The sequence below is a fragment of the Phytopseudomonas daroniae genome (assembly GCF_004327285.1).
Taxonomy (GTDB): domain Bacteria; phylum Pseudomonadota; class Gammaproteobacteria; order Pseudomonadales; family Pseudomonadaceae; genus Aquipseudomonas; species Aquipseudomonas daroniae.
Genome location: NZ_QJUI01000005.1, coordinates 200,826 through 221,188 on the forward strand (window position 1 = coordinate 200,826; position 20,363 = coordinate 221,188).

Below are 20,363 nucleotides of genomic sequence, written 5' to 3' on the forward strand. Positions count from 1 at the left end.
TGCATTATCCTGCTCCGTTATAGAGGCGAATCTTCGCCTCGCCACGTATTTCGCTGGGCAATTGCGGAACCTTCCAGCCGAATATGGAAAAGGGCGGCATGATGGCTTCGGGGTTGGCGTGGCGAACGCAAACACTCCATACCGCGCCGGTTTTCAGGTAACCGGTATAGCCGTCGCAAGTCTGTGCCCAGGCCTCTGGTAGCCAGGAGTTGTGCAGGGTTTGCTGAACGCGCTGCTGGTGCAGGGCCAGCTGTTCTGCTGTGGGAGCACGGGTATTGGGGGTACGAATGGTGTCACGTAGCGCTTCGGTGGCGAGCTCCTGATACGTGGAGCCGAGCAGAAACGGGATGCTATAGCCCACCAGCCCGTAGAAAATCAGAAAGAAAATGATGAAGACGATCGAAAATTCGACGGCCACCGCGCCACGCTGCTTGTGTGCCGAGCGCATTTGTAGCCGTTGAGGCACTTCCCTGATCCCCATGATTGCCAAATCCATGTTGTGGCGCCGTTGTTGGATCCTGCGCGAGTACGCCACTCGCTCTGTCGCTAGCCGTCTGCTGGATAACGATGCAGCTCTCCACATGTTGGCTGGAGTAGAGAAAGGATCATTTCATGAAGCCGGGTATCGAGATTCCAGGCCATAAATGAAAAGTCGGTGCGCCAACGCTTATCTAATAGCATGGAGCCAGTAGAGGCTCCATAATACTTTGTAATTAACACATCTGTTATGAAATGCTTTCTAGGGCGCTTTATTTATTGATGAGAATTGAAAATACTACGTTCATGCTACGTGTGAGCGTTTCTGAAAATAGTTGTTTACTATGTCTTGGTGATTGTGCAACAAACTCCGGAGCCAGTTGATTAAGTAAGTGATGACCGAGTCGCGACATGTTGTTTTCGCATTCAGGAGGTCATATGGAGCATGGGTTTTTATTTACGTAGATAGTATTAATCCATCCGGTATATAAAACCCTATACCTCTGGTAGTAGTAATAATTCGAGAATTGCCGCCCTTAAGTTGTGCACCTTTAATGACCGTCACAGTCGTGGTTCCACTTTCGTGAACCTTGTTTCAACTGGGCCTCATCGGCTAGGACGGTCATCATGAAAACGCATTCGGTTTTGCACACCTGCACAGCACTGGCGCTGATACTCTCCCTGACTGCTGTTGCGGGTTGCAGCGGTACTACCAAGAAGTATTACGTTACCGAGAACAGCAGCAGTGCTCCGGGTGAACCGGGCACTCCAGGCGAACCAGGCACTCCGGGTGAACCAGGCACTCCGGGCGAACCAGGCACTCCGGGCGAACCAGGCACTCCAGGCGAACCAGGCACTCCAGGTGAACCAGGCACTCCAGGTGAACCGGGTACCCCAGGCGGGCCAGGCACTCCGGGTGAACCGGGCACTCCGGGTGAACCGGGCACCCCAGGCGGGCCTGGTGCGAATAATGGTGTCATAGACAATGTGCAGAACGTGGTCGACAACACTGTTGATAACTCGGTGCTCGCTCCTGTCGGCGACCTTGTGGATAACCTGGTCAACCCGGAGACCGGCCTACTGTCCCCGGTAACCTCCATCGTCGACAACCTCACCGGTGATGGTGGTGCGCTGGCCCCGGTGGGTGGCCTGGTTGGGTCGCTTGTGGGTTCCGATGGTGCGTTGAGCCCGGTTATCGGTATCGTCAACAACACCCTGGTCGGCGGTGAAGTGGGAACGGGCAGCGTATCCGATGTGTTGGCAACCGCGGGCCAGGTGACGGGCAGCGAAGGTGGCCTGGCCCCGGTCAGTGATCTGGCCAATACCCTGATCAACCCGAGCACCGGCCTGCTGTCGCCCGTGACTGGTCTGGTCGATGGGCTGACTGGAACGGGTGGCACGCTGCAGCCGGTGGGTGACCTTACCGGTACCCTGCTCGGTGAAAGTGGTGCCCTGAGCCCTGTGATCGGCACCCTCAATTCGACGGTGGATGGTCTGGGCCTGTCGCCGGTGACCGATGCTGTTGGCGGCCTGGTGGGCGGTGTCAACGGCGCCGTCGACGGCCTGACCAATACCCTGGCTTCCGGCACCAATGGCACCGGCACGGTAACCGACGCTCAGGGACTGGTGGGTGGCTTGGTCAACGGCACCGCTCTGGCGCCGGTCAGCGACTTGACCAATGGCCTGGTCGATCCTGCGACTGGTGCGCTGACCCCGATTACCTCGTTGGTCGAAGGTGTGACGGGTGAGGGCGGTGCGCTGGCTCCGGTAGGTGGTCTGGTCAATGGTCTGGTGGGCGAGAATGGTGCGCTGACGCCTGTCGTGGGTACGGTCAACGGCCTGCTCGGTGGGCTGAGCGATATAGGCGGTGCTGGTTTGGAAAATGGTGGTCTGCTCGGTGGCCTCACGGGTGGTCTGACTGGTGGCCTGACCGGTGGATCTGCTGACGGCACTGGCGCCATCACCGATGTGCAGGGCACGGTTGGCACTCTGGTTGACGGCACGGCGTTGGCACCTGTTGGTGGTCTGGTCGGCGGCCTGGTCGATCCGGTGAATGGTGCACTGGCCCCGATCACTGGCCAGGTTGAAGGCCTGACTTCGCCATCTGGCGCGCTGGCTCCAGTAGGTGGACTGGTCAACGGTCTGGCTGGCGAGAATGGTGCGCTGACGCCTGTAGTCGGTACGGTGAATGGTCTGCTCGGCGGTTTGACCGGTGGCCTGACTAGCGGTGAAGGTGGCTTGCTGGGCGGTGGCCTGACCGGTGGTTCCGCCAGCGGTGGCCTGCTCGGTGGCCTGACTGGTGGCTCTGCTGGCGGCACTGGCGCCATCACCGATGTACAGGGCACGGTCGGCAGCCTGGTTGACGGCACGGCGTTGGCACCTGTTGGCGGTCTGGTCGGCGGTCTGGTCGATCCGGTGAATGGTGCACTGGCCCCGATCACTGGCCAGGTTGAAAACCTGACCTCGCCGTCTGGTGCGCTGGCTCCGGTTGGCGGGCTGGTCAACGGTCTGGCTGGCGAAAACGGGGTTCTGGCGCCTGTAGTCGGCACGGTGAATGGTCTGGTCGGCGGTTTGACCGGAGGCCTGGTTGGCGGTGAAGGTGGCCTGCTGGGTGGTGGTCTGGGCGGCCTGCTCGGTGGCTCCCGCTCCTCGAACCAGTGAGTCAACAGATTCCAGTGTTCTGGAAAAGCTGACTACACTTCAGTTCGTGCATATGAGGCGTCGCCCGGTTGGGCGACGCCTTCTTGTTATAAAGGACTTTTCGGTGCGCTCTGCACCGCGTTTTGAGGATCTCAGGGAGGGTACTCATGCGCTTTCGTGACCTACTGTTGCCAGGGCTGATTTGTCTGCCCTGGTCTTGTGCCATGGCTGATAGCCCGCAGTTTCTCAACACCAACGATATCGAAAACAACCTGCCAACCCCCAACCTGCCGCCGGAAAGCTACAGGCCCAAGGTGCCGGAGACCCAGCTCTCCGCTCCCACCCAGCAGCAACTGCCGATCGATACCCGCGTACAGGTCAACCATGTGCTGATCGAGGGCGGCACCGTGTATCCCTTCGAGGAAGTTGCGGCGCTGTTCAATCCCATGGTCGGTCGCGAGGTCAGCCTCCGTGAGTTGCTGGTTGCTGCAGAAAGCATCACCAAGCGCTACAAGGCTGATGGCTATGCGCTGTCCTACGCCTTTGTGCCGGCCCAGGATCTGAGCCAGGGTAATGTGCGGGTGATCCTGGTCGAGGGGCATATCAGTGGCCATGAACTGCGCGGCGAGATCGGCAGTGCCAGGGGCTACGTCGACAAGCTCGCCGCCAAACTGCTGCAGGAGCGCCCGCTGACCACTCGCTCCTTCCAACGCTACACCACGCTGATGGCACAGATTCCCGGCGTGACGGTGCGTGCCAGCGTACCGCCACCGACCACCACCGATGGTGCGGTGACCCTGGTTACCGACGTCAGCCGTAAACCGGTGAGCGTCTCGATGGCGATGGACTACGACAGCCGGGATGATCTACAGGCCGTGGTCTCGGTCGCCAGTAATTCACACACGTCGGTAGGTGAACAGGTGGTGGTCAGTGCCCTGGTGCCGCCAGGCGAAGATCGCGAGCGCTATGTGCGGGTCGATTACAGCCAGTTCGTCAGTGATGAGGGCACGCGTCTGCAAGCCTCTGCATCGCGCTATCGCAGCGACCCCAAGGATCAGCTCGTGATCGGCGGTGCCACCACGGAGTCGCATCGGGACAACCAGCGTCTGTCGCTGGGGGTGAGTCATCCCTTCGTCGCCTCGCCGACAGAGATGGTGACCGGCGTGGCGCGAATCTACTCGGTGGATGACGAGCGGGAGTTCACTCGTCTGTCGCCCCTGCCCGAACGCAAGCGGGCGCTGGTGATCGACAGCAAGGTACGGGCCGTGGCCCTGGAAGGTGAGTGGAAGATGGCGCAGGCCAATCGCCTGCGTATTCTCAGCGGAGGCCTGTATCAGGGTATCGACGATCTGGGTGCGAAGAGCGAGGTGCGGGTGCTGGATCAGAAAGCCGACATTCAGCTGCACGATCTGGATTTCACTCGTTTGCGCTTGTCCGGCGTACAGAGCGATACCTTCGCGGGTACCTGGCAAAGCGTGATATCAGGCGCGCTGTACTGGAGCGACGATTCGCTGCCGGAAAGCGAACAGGTGATCTTCGGTGACCGCAATTTCGGTCGTGGATATCCCAGTGATCAGGCTTATGGTGACAAGGGTTGGGGGTTGGCCTACGAGCTCAATCGCAGCTTCGCCCGTGATGGGCAATGGCTGCGCATGATCCAGCCTTATGCTGCGGTGGATGCCGCGCGCGCCAGGTTCAACGGAGCCGGTGCATCATCCAACCTGGCATCGGCGGCATTGGGTGTGCGCTTTGGTGATCGGCGTTTCTACAGCTTGTCGCTGGAACTGGCGCGGCCACTGGGTGATCGCGCCCTGGACAGTCGGGATCGTGACCCGCGATTCGGCATGAGCTTCAGTTACCAGCTATAGGGCGACAACCAAGCGGCGGGGTCGTCGAGGCGCGGGGGCTGCTTGCGCCTTGCCGCGTTTTATCGGTCAGCTCTTTGGCTCTCACGATCTGCCGCGGAGCGTTTCATGTATGACCGAAAAAAGGCGCAAGCGGACGCTCAAAACTGTATTGGATGTGCCGGCCAAATGTCGGATTACGCCTGCGGCTAGGCTACGCGCCCCGATCCAACCTACAGTCCGTAGGATGGGTGAAACCCATCAATTTCCGATGGGTTTCACCCATCCTACGACCAAAAGAGCGTCATCCACCCTTGGGAATTCGAGGCCTATCACTCGACCCATTCCCGGCCGTGGCGCTCCAGCAGGCTCTGCAGCTGTTCCGGGCCGTTGCTGCCGGCTGGGTAGGGTCGTGGCCGCTGATAATGCTGGTTCCAGCCCTTGATGATCGGATCCGTCCACTGCCACGCTGCCTCGACCTCATCACGGCGCATGAACAGTGTCGAATCACCCTCGATGACATCCAGTAGCAGCCGCTCATAGGCATCCCAGCGTCGCTGCTTGTGGAAGGCGTCAGCCAGATTCAGATCCAGCTCTACGGGTTGCAGGCGCATGCCCTTGCCCGGATTCTTGGCCATTAGCTGCAGGCTGATACGCTCCTCAGGCTGCAGGCGAATCAGCAGGTGGTTGGCCTCTCCGCCACCGAACAGGTGGTGAGGTACCGGTTTGAATTGAATGAGAATTTCCGAGGTTTTGCGTGCCAGGCGCTTGCCGGTACGCAGGTAGAAGGGCACGCCGGCCCAGCGCCAGTTATCGATTTCGGCCTGTACGGCGACGAAGGTTTCGGTGTCGCTATCGTTGTCGACGTTCTTCTCGAAATAGTAGGCGGACACTTCCTGGCCGCCGATCTTTCCGGCGGTGTACTGACCGCGTACGGTCTTGTCACGTACATCCTGGCCGCAGATGGGTTTGAGCGCTTCGAGAATCTTCACCTTTTCATTGCGCACCGACTCGGCGTCGAAGCGCACCGGTGCTTCCATGGCCACCAGGCAGAGCAACTGCAGCAGGTGGTTCTGGATCATGTCGCGCATGGCACCGGCCTGATCGTAGTAGGCGCCGCGGTTTTCCACGCCGAGGGTTTCGCACACGCTGATCTGCACGTGATCGATATGTCCGGCCCGCCACACCGGCTCGAACAGGGCATTGGCGAAGCGCAGCGCCATCAGGTTCTGCACGGTTTCCTTGCCCAGGTAATGGTCGATACGGAACACCCGGGATTCATCGAATACCGCGCCAATTCGGGCATTGATCGCCTGAGCCGATTCCAGGGAGTGACCGATGGGTTTTTCCAGCACGATGCGCGCATTGGCGCTGGCCAGGCTGGCGACCTGCAGGTGCGAGGCAATGTCTTCGAACAGGCTCGGTGCGGTGGCCAGGTAATACACGCGTACCCGATCCGGATCGTTGCCCAGCCGCTTGGCCAAACGACCGAAATCGGCGCTTTGCGAGGCATCCATGGAGAAATAGTCGAGGCGCTCGGCGAAGCTGCGCCAGGTTTCCTCATCGAAATCGGCCCGGGCCACCTGGGCTCGGCAGCGGCGTTCGGCAAGGCCCTGGTAGGCCTCGCGGCTATGGTTGCTGCGGGCCAGGGCAAGAATGCGGGTATCGCGGTGCAGGCGTGCTTCACGGTGCAGGTAGTAGAGCGCCGGCAGCAGCTTGTGCAAGGCCAGATCGCCCGTACCACCAAAAATCAGCATGTCACAGGAATTACTCAACTTGGATACTCCGACTCGGTTTGTCCGTGCGAGGGCGACATTCTTGTAGTATAACTACAAAAACACTACAACCCGGCGTAACCGATCATAGCCGAGTAACGGCTTCAAACTAGGTTACCCGGTGCATCCGTTACTTTTTCCTGTCGAGTCCATGCCTGTGAACCTGTTGCAGCACATTGCCCAGTCACGCCACCTTCTGCGCAAATCGGAACTGAAAGTGGCCGATCATGTGCTACTCGATCCTGCTGCGGTGATGCACAGCTCCATGGCCGAGCTGGCACATTCGGTGGGTATCAGCGAGCCGACCATCGTACGTTTCTGCCGAGCCATCGGTTGCAGCGGTTTTCAGGATCTCAAGCTCAGGCTGGCACAGAGCCTGGCGGCGGGGGCCAGCTTCGGCCAGTTCGCCATCCATGAGGACGATTCGGTCGCCGACTTCAGTATGAAGATCTTCGACACGACACTGCATACCCTGATCGAGGTGCGCGAGAAGCTCGATCCCGATGCCCTGCAGCGCGCTATCGCGCTTTGCGCCCAGGCGCAGCGTATCGAATTCTACGGCTTCGGTGCTTCCGGTGCGGTGGCTGCCGACGCCCAGCACAAGTTCTTCCGCCTGTTGCTCAACGCCGCTGCCTATTCCGATCCGCACATGCAGGCGATGTCCGCCGTGACCCTCAAGTCGACGGACGTGGCGGTGTGCATTTCCCAGTCCGGCCGTTCCAAGGATCTGCTGATCACCGCCAATCTGGTGCGTGAGACCGGTGCTTCACTGATTACCCTGTGTCCAGGACAGACATCATTGGCAGAGCTGTCCACGGTCAACATCGCCATCGACGTACAGGAAGATACCGAGATCTACACCCCGCTGGCCTCGCGCATCGCTCACCTGGTGGTGATCGACGTGCTGGCCATGGGCGTGGCCATGGCGCGCGGGCCAAGCCTGGTCAACCACCTCAAGAGCGTGAAGCGCAGCTTGCGCAGCCTGCGGCTTTCGCCGAAGTCGGTCAGGGTGAGCGACGAGGCACTCTGAGAAGCCCTGGTCTACGACCGAAAAGCGGCGCAAGCAGACGCTCATCTCGTAGGGTGGATGACGCTCTTTTCATCCACCATTGCGATTGCAGAGCGGTGGACGGATCGGGCCGCGTAGGCAAGCGTCGTCCACCCTGCGACAGGCCGTTTGCGCCTTGTAGCGTCTCATCGGCCAGCTCTCTGCTTCGCGAAATCGTGAGCATGCTCCGAAGCATTCACGCCAGCTTCATCCTGGCGCCCTCAAACTGTCATGCCGTTATCCGAATCTGGTTTCCCGTTATTCAACCTGGAGACCTCACATGGCTCGCCACGTGGATGCATCGGAAAACAGTGTGGTCAAAGCCCGGCGCAAGTTGCTCGATGAGCAGCGCATGCGGTACCGGCGGGCTATCGAGCTGTACGGTGAGAATCGTCGGCTGCAGAGTGAAATTGCCAGTTACTACGATCCCTTCGCCAGCGAGGTGGGCAGAGAGTCGTTGCGGCCGATGATGCACTGACCGGGCATATCCTGGTGGCGGGCTCGTATAATGATGGCCTTGTCCAGCTTGCCACCGCCAGGGATGTGCCATGCGTCGTCTGCTCGTTCTGCTGCTTCTGCTTTGTCCGCTGCTCGCTGTCGCCCAGTCGGTGCCGCCCAAGGTCGGCCTGGTGTTATCCGGTGGCGCGGCGCGTGGCCTGGCTCATATCGGCGTACTCAAGGCTCTGGAAGAGCAGGGCGTGCAGGTCGATGCCATCGCCGGCACCAGCATGGGCGCCGTGATCGGCAGCCTTTATGCCTCCGGCTACAGCATCGCCGAGCTCGAAGAAGTGGCCCTGACCATGGACTGGCAGCAGGTGCTTTCAGATGCTCCGCCGCGCCCCGATGTGCCGTTCCGGCGCAAGCAGGACGACCGCGACTTTCTCATCAAGCAGCGCCTGAGCTTTCGTGACGATGGCAGCCTGGGTTTGCCCCTGGGCGTAATCCAGGGCCAGAACCTGGCACTGCTGCTGGAGCGGTTGCTGGTGCGCAGCAGCGATATCCGTGATTTCGACCGCCTGCCGATTCCCTTTCGCGCCGTGGCTACCGATATCGCCAACGACGAGAAGGTGATCTTCAGCAGCGGCCACCTGCCCCAGGTGATCCGCGCCAGCATGTCGATCCCGGCGGTGTTCGCGCCGGTCGAGCTGGATGGCCGCTTGCTGGTCGATGGTGGCATGGTCGACAACATCCCGGTGGACGTGGCACGCAGCATGGGCGTCGACCGGGTGATCGTGGTCGACATCGGTACCCCGCTGAAACCGCGCAAGGAACTGCTGACCGTGGTCGATGTGCTGAACCAGTCGATCACCATGATGACTCGGCGCAACTCCGAGGAACAACTGGCCACCCTGACTGACGTCGACATACTGGTGCAGCCACCCATGGCGCAGTTCGGTGTCACCGATTTCGGCCGCGGCGAAGCCATGATCGACGCCGGTTATCGTGCCGCCCAGGCGCTGCAACCGCGCCTGGCAGAGCTGCGTCGCAGCAGTGGCGGTAACCCGGCCCTGAGTCTGGCCCGTAGTGCCAAGCAGCGCGAACCGGTGATCAGCGCGATCCGTGTCGAGAACGACTCCAAGGTCGGCGACGAGGTGATTCGCAACTACATCCGCCAGCCCCTCGGCGAGCCGCTGGACATGACCCGCCTGCAGCGGGACATGGGCACGCTCTACGGCCTCGACTACTTCGAGCGCGTCGAGTATCGGGTGGTCAGCAGCGAAGACGAGAACACCCTGGTCATCGATGCACGGGAAAAACGTACCGGCACCGACTACCTGCGTCTGGGTCTGAACCTGTCCGATGACTTCAACGGCGACAGCGTCTTCAACCTCGGTGCCAGCTATCGCAAGAATGGCATCAACCGCCTCGGTGCCGAGTGGCTGACGCGCCTGCAACTGGGTGACCGCCAGGAACTCTACAGCGAGTTCTACCAGCCACTGGACGTCGGCTCGCGCTGGTTCGTCGCACCCAACCTGTATGGCGAGGCACAGAACGTCGAGGCGGTGCTGGACAACGATCCGATCGCCGAATACCGCCTGCGTCGCTATGGCTACGGCTTCAACCTCGGCCGGCAGATCGCCAACAACGGCGAACTTCGCTTTGGCATCGGCCAGGCCTGGGGCGATGCCGAAGTACGTATCGGCGAGCGCGACCTGCCGAGTTTCAGCTTCACCGAGGGCTTCTATGAACTGAAGTACTCCTTCGACACCCTGGACAACGTCGACTTTCCCAACGAGGGTGAAGAGATCGGCCTGCACCTGCGCCAGTACGACGCCAGCCTGGGCGCCGACGACCGTTACCGGCAATGGGAGCTGACGCTGGACAAGGCCTTCAGTAATGGCCCCAACACCTGGGTGCTCGGTGGTCGTTACGGGCGCACCCTGGACGATGCCGAAGTGGTCACCTCGAGTTTCCTGCTCGGCGGCGCGCGGCAGCTGTCCGGTTTCCGCCAGGATGCCCTGGCCGGGCAGAATGTCAGCCTTGGCCGTCTGGTCTACTACCGACGGATGACGCCGCGGTCGTTCCTGCCCCTGGATTTCCCCTTGTACCTTGGCGCCTCCCTGGAACGCGGACGGGTCTGGAACAACGACAACGCCTTCGACAGCGGTTACGTCAATGCGGCGAGCATCTTCCTCGGTTATGAAACGCCCCTGGGCCCGCTGAACTTCAGCTATGGCTTCAACGACGAGGATGAAAAGGCCCTGTACCTGAACCTGGGGCGCAGCTTCTGAAAGGAGTGTCGTTCGACAGGTTGCACTGACGCCACCACCGCCGCGTGGCGCTGTGGCGCGCGCCAGGGTCTTGAGCGATTGACCCCGGGTGCCAGCGCGCTCAACGCGCTGCGTCGTCTGCTGCGTCAGGACACCTGGCGGTATCGCTGAAGTCCGCCTCGTCGTTGAGATAGGAAACGGCCACCTGGCTGATCAGATAATTATTGTCGCTTCGGCTATAAGCGATGTCGAAGGCGATCGGCATGCGCTCCTCGTCATGACCGTTGATCGTTAGACAACCGCCTGATGGCGCCTTGCGTTCCAAGTGGTTGCGGATCGTGACCATCCGCTCCTTGAACAGGAGCTGGCTCTTGATCCCGGGCGAATCCAGATTCTTGCCCTCTATCAGTCGGGGACTGAAGTAACGGGGGGCCAGCAAGGCTACATTCCCGGCATTGGTTGCCTGTACGTAATCCTCATAGAGTTCGAACAGTGTGCGCCCCGCCCCCGAGGATGAAGCGCAAGCCGCCAGGAAAACCAGGCAGAACAGAATCGCTGTCTTCATCTCACCGCCCCATCATGATCCGTTCGAGTTCCCGTTCATAAGCCTTGTGACGGCCCTTCATCACCCTGGCTGCTTGACAAAGCAACCCGGAACAGGCAGTGATAAGCGCCTCCAGATCGAATTCATCCATGACAGTGACGCTGATCACTTCAAGATTGAACGCTGCATTGTATCCAATCTTCCCGCCATCCCTGTTTACGAAACTCACCGAGATCCGCTTCATATGAATGCCGATACTCGCCAGCACGGGAGATCCGCTGAACCTCAACACTCCGGCCGAGCCTGAAAGTATTGCATTACCCTCTTGATCGACGACCAGGGTTGCGCTGCCTTTCTTGGCCATTATCCGGGTCGTCAATCCCTTGTCCGTCGAATAAGCCAGTTCGATGAGCTTCGCCACCGTGATCTTGGCTTGTGCACGATTGAAATCCATCATCAACTCGTTTCAGTAGGATCCGTCACTGGCGCGACTCTAACACCCGGGTTTTATACGGAAAGAGAACCTGTCGATGTTTGCCCATACGGGAGCCAGCTCAGCTTCTGTATGTGTAAGAGCACATACAGTTGTAGGAGATATGGACGGTTCGAACAGAAGGCTGTTGCTGGAGTGAAGCACGCAACCAGCGCTATCGATCATGGGTACGATAAGAACCGCAGGCATCGTTGGCTACGGACTCGATCAGAGCCGCTGCAGCAACGCCTGCAGGGCCAGCTCCGGTTCCTGTACCCACAGGCCATAGCTCAGTGGCACGGTTTCCAGGCCGGCGCGGGCCAGCACGCGGTAGCGCTCCAGTTCGAGAAAGCCTTCGCCCTCACCGGGGAAGCCGATCAGGTCGATGGCCAGGCATTTGTCGCCCCGCTGGCAGAACACGTCCAGCAGCAGGCCGGCCAGTGGATAACGCGTCCAGGTGTTCACGCCTTCGGCCTGCAGGGCGCTGCACAGTGAGCGCTCGAAGGCGTCCTGCTCGACGGCGGGTGGGTGCGCCGGGGCGTCGCGGTCGATGCTTTCCAGGTAGCGGCGCAGCAGGTGCCCGGCGGGGAGCTGATGTTCGTCGCCGCTGAACAGCAGCACCTGGCGTTCGCGGGCACGGGTGATGGCGACGTTGAACATGTCCTGGCGGTTCAGGTACACGGCGGCCTGGGAGGCGCGGGCATCGAGGGCGAAGCTGATGATCATCAGGTCGCGCTCCTCGCCCTGAAAACCGTAGGGCGTATCCACCAGCAAACGGAATTCGCGCAGCTTCTGCAGGTCGAGCCGGGCCACGCGCTGGCGGATCGCTTCGACCTGGTCGCGAAACGGTGACAGCACGCCGATGGCGGGTTTTACCGGGCTGTCGGCATAGCGGCTCAGGTGCTCGTCGATCAGTTTCAGCACGCGCTGCACTTCGGCCTGGTTGACGCCGCTGGCACCCCGTTCGCCCTGCAGTCGCTCCAGCTGCAGGCTGTCACAGCGAACCTGATCCGGGCGTTCCTTCATCACTCGCAGACGACGCTCGTAGAACTGTTCGTTACTGAAGCGGATCAGCGCCGGGCGGCTGCGAAAGTGTTCGTCGAGAAAGGTCAGCGCGGCCTGGCTGGGCAGGTGCAGGCCGACCAGATCGAGCACGCTGTTGTCGCGGTAGCTCCATTGTTCGCGTTGGCGCCTATCCAGGCCACTGCGCTGTAGCAACTGCTCCTCACGGTTGCGCGAAAGGAACGACAGGTGGCGCAACTGCTTCGCGTCGCCGGTGATCACCGCGCGGCGGCAGCGCTGGAAGGCCGGTAGTGCCGAGGCGATATCGCACTGGGTGGCTTCGTCCATCACCATCACGTCGAACAGCCCGGCACGCAGCGGCAGCAGGCGATGCAGCTCATCCAGCGTCACCACCCAGATGGGGAAGGCGGCGAGCAGACGTGCCGGGTCGATGTCCTCGAACAAGGCCAGCTGTCGTTGTGACTGGCGTGCACGGATGGCCTGGTTGTACTGCACGAACAGTTGCCGATCCTTGCTCAGCAACTGTTGCAGCCGACTGCCGCGGCGCGTGTTGAGGTAATCGCGGCTGAGGCGTTCGCGGCGTTGCTGGCACTCGCGCAGTTCGTCGAGCAGCGCCCAGGGTTTCGCGCTGCCACGGATGCGCCGGCGTACCCAGGGCAGCAACAGATGGCGGCGCCAGAAACCCAGGGTGCCGCGCTCGGCGCGCAGGATCAGCCGACTCCAGCGCAGTGCCTGCTCACTGCGCACGCCCAGGGCCGCGGCCAGGCGTCGTTCCTCCTGCATCAGGCCGCGCAGGGCGGTCTTCTGCCGCTCTTCGGCGTCTGCCTCGACGCTCTCCAGCTCACCCTGCAGCAGGTTGCCCAGGCGCTCGCGCAGGTTCTGTTGCAGGCTGCGACCGGAGCCTTCCAGCACCGCGTCGCGCAGACCGAAATCGTCGCTGAGTTTCTGCGCGATGACCCGCACCGCTTGTTCGCTGCGGCTGACCAGCAGAACGCTTTCGCCATGCAGGTAACGATCCAGTGCCAGCGCCGCCAGGGTGTAGCTCTTGCCCGTGCCCGGCGGGCCGGATATCTGGCTCAGCGGGTAGCGGGCGGCGTTGGCCAGGGCCCGGCACTGCGCGGCACTGAGTTGCGCGGGCAGGGCGTGGGGCGTGCTGCCACCCTGGGGTGCGACGGCGGCCGACGCGCCGAGCAACTGGCGCAGCGGCGGCGACCATTGACCGGCGTCCTGCAACTGCTGCAATTCATGGGTGATGCCGCGGCTGCCACTACCACGTGGTACCAGGGCGACCATGGCGGCGGCGCGCAGCGACAGGCTGCGTCGGCGCAGTGCCTTGTCCAGCGCCTCGGCACTTTCCAGGGCCGGAAAGCCGGCGGCCGGCAGCACCTCGGCGACCCGGGTATGGCGTCCGATCCAGGCGATCAGATCGCCCAGGGCCACGGCGTCGATGGGTGTATTCGCCAGGGGCAGCTCATCCAGCGCGGTGCCACCATCCTCGCGTAGCAATTGTCGCAACAGTCGCCAGTTGGCCTGCGGCTGGCCGGTGTCGATGGACAGCAGGTGAGCATCACCTTCGCTGCCGTTGCTCAGGCTCGCCTCGTAGTAAACCAGGGGCGCACAGAATGGAGTGGAGGGGCCATCGTCGGCGACCAGGCGACCGCACACCGGCAGTACGCCATAGACCAGTTGCAGTTCGCGTTGGTAAAGGCGCTGCTGGCGCTCCAGTTCGGCGCCGATGCTCGGTGCCAGAGCCAGCAGTGGCAGGGCGCCGCTGGCCAGCTCTTCGCGCCCGTCGAGCCAGGCCCAGCGCTCGCTTGGCAGTTTGCCGAGGTTGTCGAGATTCAGATCGCGGCTGTCGGCCAGGTAGGCGCTGCGGTAGAAGGCGAGTAGCTGCCCGATCCGTGCGTCTTCCGTGTCCCGTTCTTGCATCGTCTGCCCGTGTCATACCAGGATTCCAGCCCGCGACTCTACGCGCTGGCAGCGGCAGGTGCCACCGAGCGACGCCGGGCGTGGAACAGATTCGTAACGCTAGTCATGTAAATTTGGCAAAGTAATTAGAGAAAGTAGCGGCAAAATCCGTTACAACACTCGACCCCTGGTGCGTTTTCAGGCGGTCTTTCATGACTGCCGGCAACGTATGGCCCGCTCACTGACTTGAAGAAACGGCATGCCCCTGTCCCGAACATCGCTGCTGGTCATCTCGATTCTGTTATTCGGCGCCCTGGCCTACTGGCTGCTGCGTACGCCTGCGCTCGTCATCGATAACACGCCTGGCGCGGTACCCGTGGTGGTGCATGAAGTCGCCCGCAGCGACGTGCCGATACTGCTGCGTACACTTGGGCGGGTACGCGCCCAGCGTAGCATCGAGATCCGTGCCCAGGTCGACGGTACCCTGGTCGAACTGCCCGTGGCCGAGGGCCAGCAGGTGCGCAAGGGGCAACTGCTGGCACGCATCGACGACCGCAGCCTGCGCGCCAGTTTGAACCAGGCCATCGCGGAACGCGGCGTCACCCGTGCCGAACTGGATATCGCCCGACTGGATCTGCAGCGCTACCAGAACCTGGTGCGCGAACGTGCGGCACCGGCGCAGACCCTCGATCAGCAGAAGGCCCTGGTGGCGCGTCTGCAGGCAACGCTGGCGACCCGGGAGGCGGCGGTGGTTTCGGCTCAGGTACAACTGTCCTACACCAGCATCCACTCGCCTATCGATGGGCGCCTGGGCATTCGCAATGTGGATGCCGGCAGCCTGGTACGAGCGAGCGATGCCAGCAGTTTGTTTTCCGTGGTACAGACCAACCCCATCGATATCGAGGCGACTCTGCCGCAACGTCGTTTGCCCGAGCTGCAGACGATGCTCGCGGCGCCCGAGCAGGCCGTGGTGCGCGCGTTTCGTGAAGACGGCGGCGAAGTGATCGCCGACGGCAAGCTGGTGCTGATCGACAACCGTGTCGCCCTGGACACCGGCACCATCCGCGCCAAGGCGCTGTTCGACAATGGCGACGAGCGTCTGTGGCCGGATCAATCGGTAGTGGTCACTCTGCAGGCGAATGTCCTGCGCGATGCCTTGTCGGTGCCCCTGGAGGCAATTCGGCAACGCGCCGAAGGCACTTTCGTCTGGCGTGTCGAGCAGGACAAGGCGCAGCCGGTGTCGGTCAAGGTGCTGCACGAAACCGATGTACTGGCCGTGATCGAAGGGCTCGAGGTAGGCGATCAGGTGGTCACCGATGGCCAGTCGCGGTTGCGTGCCGGGGTCGAGGTCAGGCGCGCCGACGCCCAGCCCGCCGTGGCCAGGGACGATAGCTGATGCAGTCGCGTGGTTTCTACGCACTGTGCATCGGCCATCCCATTGGCATCGTGCTGCTGGCCCTGGCGCTGGTGCTGTGTGGGGTGATCGCTTTCGTCCGCCTGCCGCTGGCGCCGCTGCCGGAGGTGGACGCGCCGACCATCGAGATTACCGCGCAGATGCCCGGTGCCAGCGCCGAGACCATGGCCTCGTCGGTGGCCACGCCACTGGAAGTGCAGCTCAGCGCCATCCCCGGCGTCGACGACATGACTTCGACCAGTTCCCTGGGCCGCGTCGAGCTGGTGCTGCAATTCAACCTGGACAAGAACATCGATGCCGCCGCCCAGGAAGTCCAGGCGGCGATCAATGCGGCATCGTCGCGTCTGCCGGCGGATCTGCCGGAGTTGCCGGTGTGGCGCAAGATCAACCCGGCGGACACGCCTATCCTGATCCTGGCAGTGACGTCGCCGACACTCTCGCCCTTCGAGGTCAGCGACCTCGCCGAGTCCGCCATCGCCCGCCAGCTCAGTCAGATCGAAGGCGTCGGCATGATTCGTCTCAACGGCTTGCAGCGCCCGGCGATCCGCATCCAGGCGCGGCCGGAAGCGCTGGTGGCGGCCGGCGTCACTCTGGAGGATGTGCGCGCGGCGGTGCAGCGCTCCAGCGGCAACCGGCCCACCGGCGCCCTGGTCGGTGAGCATCGTCTGTCGACCCTGGACAGCAATGGCCAGCTGTTCGAGCCCGGCGATTACGCTGACCTGATCGTCGCCTATCGCGGCGGTGCACCGGTGCGTCTGGGCGATGTGGCGCGTGTCGTGCCCGGTGCGGAGAATGCCTATACCCAGGCCACGCCCAACGGCCAGCCGGGAGTCGCGGTGGTGGTTCGTCGCCAGCCAGGTGCCAACATCGTGGCCACGGCCGAGGCCGTGATCGCGGCGTTGCCCGAACTCACCGCAGGCTTGCCTGCGGATCTCGAGGTCTCGGTGCTCAATGACCGCACCCGTACCATCCGTGCCTCGTTGCACGAAGCGGAGCTGACCCTGCTGATCGCCGTGGTGCTGGTGATCGGCATCATGGCGCTGTTCCTGCGCCAGTGGTCGGCGATCCTGGTGGTGTTCTCGGTGCTGGCCACCTCGGTGATCGGCGCCTGCGCGGCCATGCTGCTGTTCGGCCTGTCGCTGAACAACCTCACCCTGGTGGCGATCATCGTTGCGGTGGGTTTCATCGTCGACGATGCCATCGTCGTCGTGGAAAACATCCACCGCCACCTGGAGCGCGGGGTGGGGCGGGTGCAGGCGGCACTCGACGGCGTCCGTGAAATCGGCTTCACCGTGGTCTCCATCAGCCTGTCGCTGGTGGCAGTGTTCATTCCGCTGTTCTTCATGAGTGGTTACGTCGGCCGACTGTTTCGCGAATTCGCCCTGGCCGCGACTTCGGCCATCCTGATTTCCGTGGTGGTCTGCCTGACCCTGGCGCCAGCCCTGGCCGCGCTGTTCATGCGCCCGCTGCCGGCTCACGCGGGGCCCGGCCCGGTGATGGGCAGGGTGCTGCGCGGCTACGAGCGAGCGCTGGTATGGGCACTGGATCACCCACGCGCCACGCTGAGCGCGTTCTTCGCCTGCATCGTCATCAGCGTGGGCGGCTTCGCGCTGATGCCCAAGGGCTTCTTCCCGCTGCAGGACACCGGCTTCATGAACGGTACGGTGCAGGCTTCGGCGGACATTTCCTATGAGGCCATGCGCGCCAAGAATCGCCAGCTGGTGGATATCCTGCGCAATGACCCGGACGTCATCGCCTTCAACACCGACATCGGCAACGATGGCAGCTACAGCGTCGGTGGCCTGGCCGTGGTGCTCCGCGATCCGGGCGACCGCGACGTCACGGTGGAGCAGATCATCGACCGCCTGCGCCCGCAGTTCGCCGCCATTCCCGACCTGCGTGTGACCCTGCGTGCGGCCCAGGACATCAACCTCGGCTCGCGCGCCTCCCGTGCCCAGTACCAGTACGTGCTGCGCAGCCGCTCGCTGGAGGAGCTGGCCACCTGGACGCCGCAATTGACCGAGCGCCTGCAATCGCACCCGCTGTTCCGCGACGTCAACAACGACTTGCAGTTCGATGCTTCGCTGACCCCGGTGCGTATCGATCGCGAGGCCGCGGCACGGCACGGGTTTTCCGCCAGTGATGTCGACGATGCCCTCTACGACGCTTTCGGCCAGCGCCGCATCAACGAGATTCAGACCGCTGCCAACCAGTACCAGGTGGTGCTCGAATTGAGCAGCAGCCAGCGTCAGCGGATACAGAGCCTGGAGCTGTTCCAGCTACGCTCGCCAAGTAGTGGACAACTGGTACCCCTGAGCACCTTCGTCAGCGTTCAGGCGCAGCAGCCGGCGCCGGTCAGCATCAATCACAGCGGCATGCTGCCGTCGGCCAATCTGTCGTTCAACCTGGCTGCCGGCGTGGCCCTCGGTGATGCAGTGGCGGTGCTGCGCCAGATAGAGCAGGACATCGGCATGCCCACCAGCATCAGCGGCCGTTTCAGTGGCGCGGCCCAGGCCTTCCAGCAGACCCTGGCCTCGCAGCCGTTGTTGATCCTCGCCGCACTGGTGGCGGTGTACATCATCCTTGGCGTGCTCTACGAAAGTTTCGTGCATCCGCTGACCATTCTCTCGACCATTCCCTCGGCGGGTATTGGTGCGCTGCTGCTGCTCTGGCTGTGGGGCCTGGATTTTTCCATCATGGCGCTGATCGGGCTGATCCTGCTGATCGGTATCGTCAAGAAGAACGGCATCCTGCTGGTCGACTTCGCCCTGCAGGCCCAGCGTCAGGGCATGACTCCGCGCGAGGCGATCCACCAGGCCTGCATGACCCGCTTCCGGCCGATCCTGATGACCACGCTGGCCGCCATGTTCGGTGCCGTGCCGCTGATGCTCGCCTTCGGCACCGGTGCCGAACTGCGCGAGCCCCTCGGGGTAGCGGTGGTCGGTGGCCTGCTGTTCAGCCAGTTGCTGACCCTGCTCACCACCCCGGTGGTGTACCTGACCCTGGATCGCTACCTGGCCAAGCGTCATCGGCACTCGCCTGCCACCGTGCAGGAGGCGCCATGAGAAGGCCGTACCTGCTGCTCGCCCTGGCGCTGCTGTTGTCGGCCTGTGCCGGGCGCACGCCGCCGCCCGAGCCCGAGCTGCCGCCGGAAGCGCTGGCCGGGCTGCCGCTGGCCTGGTGGCAGAGCCTGGAAGATCCGGCGCTGAACCAGCTGGTCGAACTGGCTCTGCGCGACAACCTTGACCTGGCCGCGGCGACCCAGCGCATTCGTGAACAACGCGCGTTGCGCCGCCAGGCATGGGGCGACCGGCTTCCCAGCGTATATGCCACTGGCCGCCACGAGAAAGGGCGTAGCGCCAGCGACGGCCACGACGAGGACTATTTCTACGGTCTCGACCTGGCCTGGGAGCTCGACCTGTTCGGTCGCCTGAGCGCCATCGAAGGGGCCGCGGAGGCCAGCCTGCGGGCATCTGCCGCGGATTATCAGGCGCTGCGCGTCAGCCTGATCGGCGAGGTCGCTGGTACTTACCTGCAGTACCGCCTGGCTCAGCGCGAAGAAGTGATCGCCCGGCAGGCTGCCGACAGCCAGGCGCAGATTGCCCGGATCACCCGGGTTCGTTTCGACCAGGGCACTGCCAGCGGCTTCGACGTCGAGCGCCTCGATACCCAGCTCGCCATCACCCGCGCCGCCGTGCCTCAGGCCCGCGAACGTGCCGCTGCCGCACGCTACGAGCTGGCCTATCTGCTCAACGGCGAACAGGCAAGTATCGACGCGATTCTCGACCCTGAGGCGCTGTTCAGCGTACCGCGCGACGAGCAGTTGCTGCCTTTGCTGGAGCTACCCGCCAGCAGCTTGCGCGCCCGTGCCGATGTGCGTGCCGCCGAGCTGCGCCTGCTCGCTGCCGGTCATGAACTGGATGCCGCCAGGGCATTGCGTTATCCACAGCTGACGCTGGGCGCACTGGTGGGTTTCGAGCAGGGTGTTGGGGTGCCGGCCTGGACGCTCAGTGCCCAGGCGCTGCAACCGCTGTTCGACTTCGGCCGCATCCGCAGTGTCATCGAGGCCGGCGATGCGCGTCGCGAGCAAGCCTGGCTGGCCTATCAGACGGCCCTGATCCAGGCCCTGCGCGAAACCCGCAGCGCCATTGCCCTGTATGCCCAGGGCCTGGAGCGCCAGCGCCTGCTCGATGGCGCTAGCCGTTCTGCGACCAATGCCACCACACTGGCGCAGCGCCAATACGATGCAGGCACCGTATCACTGATCGAAGTGCTGGATGCCCAGCGCACCGAATTCGACACCCAGCTCGAACAGCAACGCGCCGCCACCGACGTGGCACTGCGCTGGGTCGAGATCTACCGCACCCTGGGGCTGGCGCCACGCGTGGCGGATTGAGGTTTCAGGGGGAACTCGGTCGGCCCGCAAGCCGGCGTTCCCGCTCTTGGAGCGGGCTCATGATTGCGCGAGCCAGGCTTTTTCCATTCCGATCGTGATCACCGGGACAAG

General features: G+C 62.8%; 13 protein-coding genes. 8 read left to right on the forward strand and 5 right to left on the reverse strand.

Going from position 1 to position 20,363, the window contains the following annotated elements:
• Positions 1-4 precede the first annotated feature (4 nt).
• Positions 5-496, reverse strand: a complete 492-nt coding sequence (locus DNK06_RS07530) for a TadE/TadG family type IV pilus assembly protein (RefSeq protein ID WP_242674777.1) — start codon at positions 494-496, stop codon at positions 5-7.
• A gap of 608 nt (positions 497-1,104) precedes the next feature.
• Here DNK06_RS07530 and DNK06_RS07540 point away from each other — a divergent pair.
• Complete coding sequence (locus DNK06_RS07540; RefSeq protein ID WP_242674731.1) at positions 1,105-3,138, forward strand: hypothetical protein; 2,034 nt, start codon at positions 1,105-1,107, stop codon at positions 3,136-3,138.
• Between the two features lie 146 nt (positions 3,139-3,284).
• A complete protein-coding gene (locus tag DNK06_RS07545) occupies positions 3,285-4,985 on the forward strand; it encodes a ShlB/FhaC/HecB family hemolysin secretion/activation protein (protein WP_131179414.1) in 1,701 nt (566 codons plus the stop codon).
• A gap of 308 nt (positions 4,986-5,293) precedes the next feature.
• On the opposite strand, the gene zwf is transcribed toward DNK06_RS07545, so the two are convergent.
• A complete protein-coding gene (zwf, locus tag DNK06_RS07550; RefSeq protein WP_242674733.1) occupies positions 5,294-6,718 on the reverse strand; it encodes a glucose-6-phosphate dehydrogenase in 1,425 nt (474 codons plus the stop codon).
• 175 nt (positions 6,719-6,893) lie between these two features.
• On the opposite strand from zwf, the gene hexR reads away from it, so the two are divergent.
• The 3 genes from hexR to DNK06_RS07565 all read left to right on the forward strand — a co-directional run bounded on the left by hexR (position 6,894) and on the right by DNK06_RS07565 (position 10,516).
• Positions 6,894-7,766 (forward strand): transcriptional regulator HexR, encoded by an 873-nt coding sequence (hexR, locus tag DNK06_RS07555; protein WP_131179472.1) that lies wholly within the window; start codon positions 6,894-6,896, stop codon positions 7,764-7,766.
• A gap of 298 nt (positions 7,767-8,064) precedes the next feature.
• Positions 8,065-8,262, forward strand: coding sequence for a PA3496 family putative envelope integrity protein (locus tag DNK06_RS07560; RefSeq protein WP_131179416.1), 198 nt, complete (start codon positions 8,065-8,067; stop codon positions 8,260-8,262).
• 70 nt (positions 8,263-8,332) lie between these two features.
• A complete protein-coding gene (locus DNK06_RS07565; protein WP_131179417.1) occupies positions 8,333-10,516 on the forward strand; it encodes a patatin-like phospholipase family protein in 2,184 nt (727 codons plus the stop codon).
• A gap of 100 nt (positions 10,517-10,616) precedes the next feature.
• On the opposite strand, the gene DNK06_RS07570 is transcribed toward DNK06_RS07565, so the two are convergent.
• The 3 genes from DNK06_RS07570 to DNK06_RS07580 all read right to left on the reverse strand — a co-directional run bounded on the left by DNK06_RS07570 (position 10,617) and on the right by DNK06_RS07580 (position 14,463).
• Positions 10,617-11,060: a hypothetical protein gene (locus DNK06_RS07570; protein ID WP_131179418.1), complete on the reverse strand. Its 444-nt coding sequence runs from the start codon at positions 11,058-11,060 to the stop codon at positions 10,617-10,619.
• Between the two features lies 1 nt (position 11,061).
• Complete coding sequence (locus DNK06_RS07575) at positions 11,062-11,493, reverse strand: hypothetical protein (protein WP_131179419.1); 432 nt, start codon at positions 11,491-11,493, stop codon at positions 11,062-11,064.
• A gap of 246 nt (positions 11,494-11,739) precedes the next feature.
• Positions 11,740-14,463 (reverse strand): DEAD/DEAH box helicase, encoded by a 2,724-nt coding sequence (locus DNK06_RS07580; RefSeq protein ID WP_131179420.1) that lies wholly within the window; start codon positions 14,461-14,463, stop codon positions 11,740-11,742.
• A gap of 238 nt (positions 14,464-14,701) precedes the next feature.
• Between DNK06_RS07580 and DNK06_RS07585 the strand changes: the two genes are divergently transcribed.
• Genes DNK06_RS07585 through DNK06_RS07595 form a run of 3 tightly spaced genes read left to right on the forward strand, consistent with a single transcriptional unit; the run spans position 14,702 to position 20,252 of the window.
• Positions 14,702-15,838: an efflux RND transporter periplasmic adaptor subunit gene (locus DNK06_RS07585; protein WP_131179421.1), complete on the forward strand. Its 1,137-nt coding sequence runs from the start codon at positions 14,702-14,704 to the stop codon at positions 15,836-15,838.
• Positions 15,838-18,921, forward strand: coding sequence for an efflux RND transporter permease subunit (locus DNK06_RS07590; protein WP_131179422.1), 3,084 nt, complete (start codon positions 15,838-15,840; stop codon positions 18,919-18,921). Before DNK06_RS07585 ends, DNK06_RS07590 begins: the two co-directional genes overlap by 1 nt.
• Positions 18,918-20,252, forward strand: a complete 1,335-nt coding sequence (locus DNK06_RS07595; RefSeq protein ID WP_131179423.1) for a TolC family protein — start codon at positions 18,918-18,920, stop codon at positions 20,250-20,252. The genes DNK06_RS07590 and DNK06_RS07595 overlap by 4 nt, the downstream gene beginning before the upstream one ends.
• The last annotated feature ends 111 nt before the right edge of the window (positions 20,253-20,363 follow it).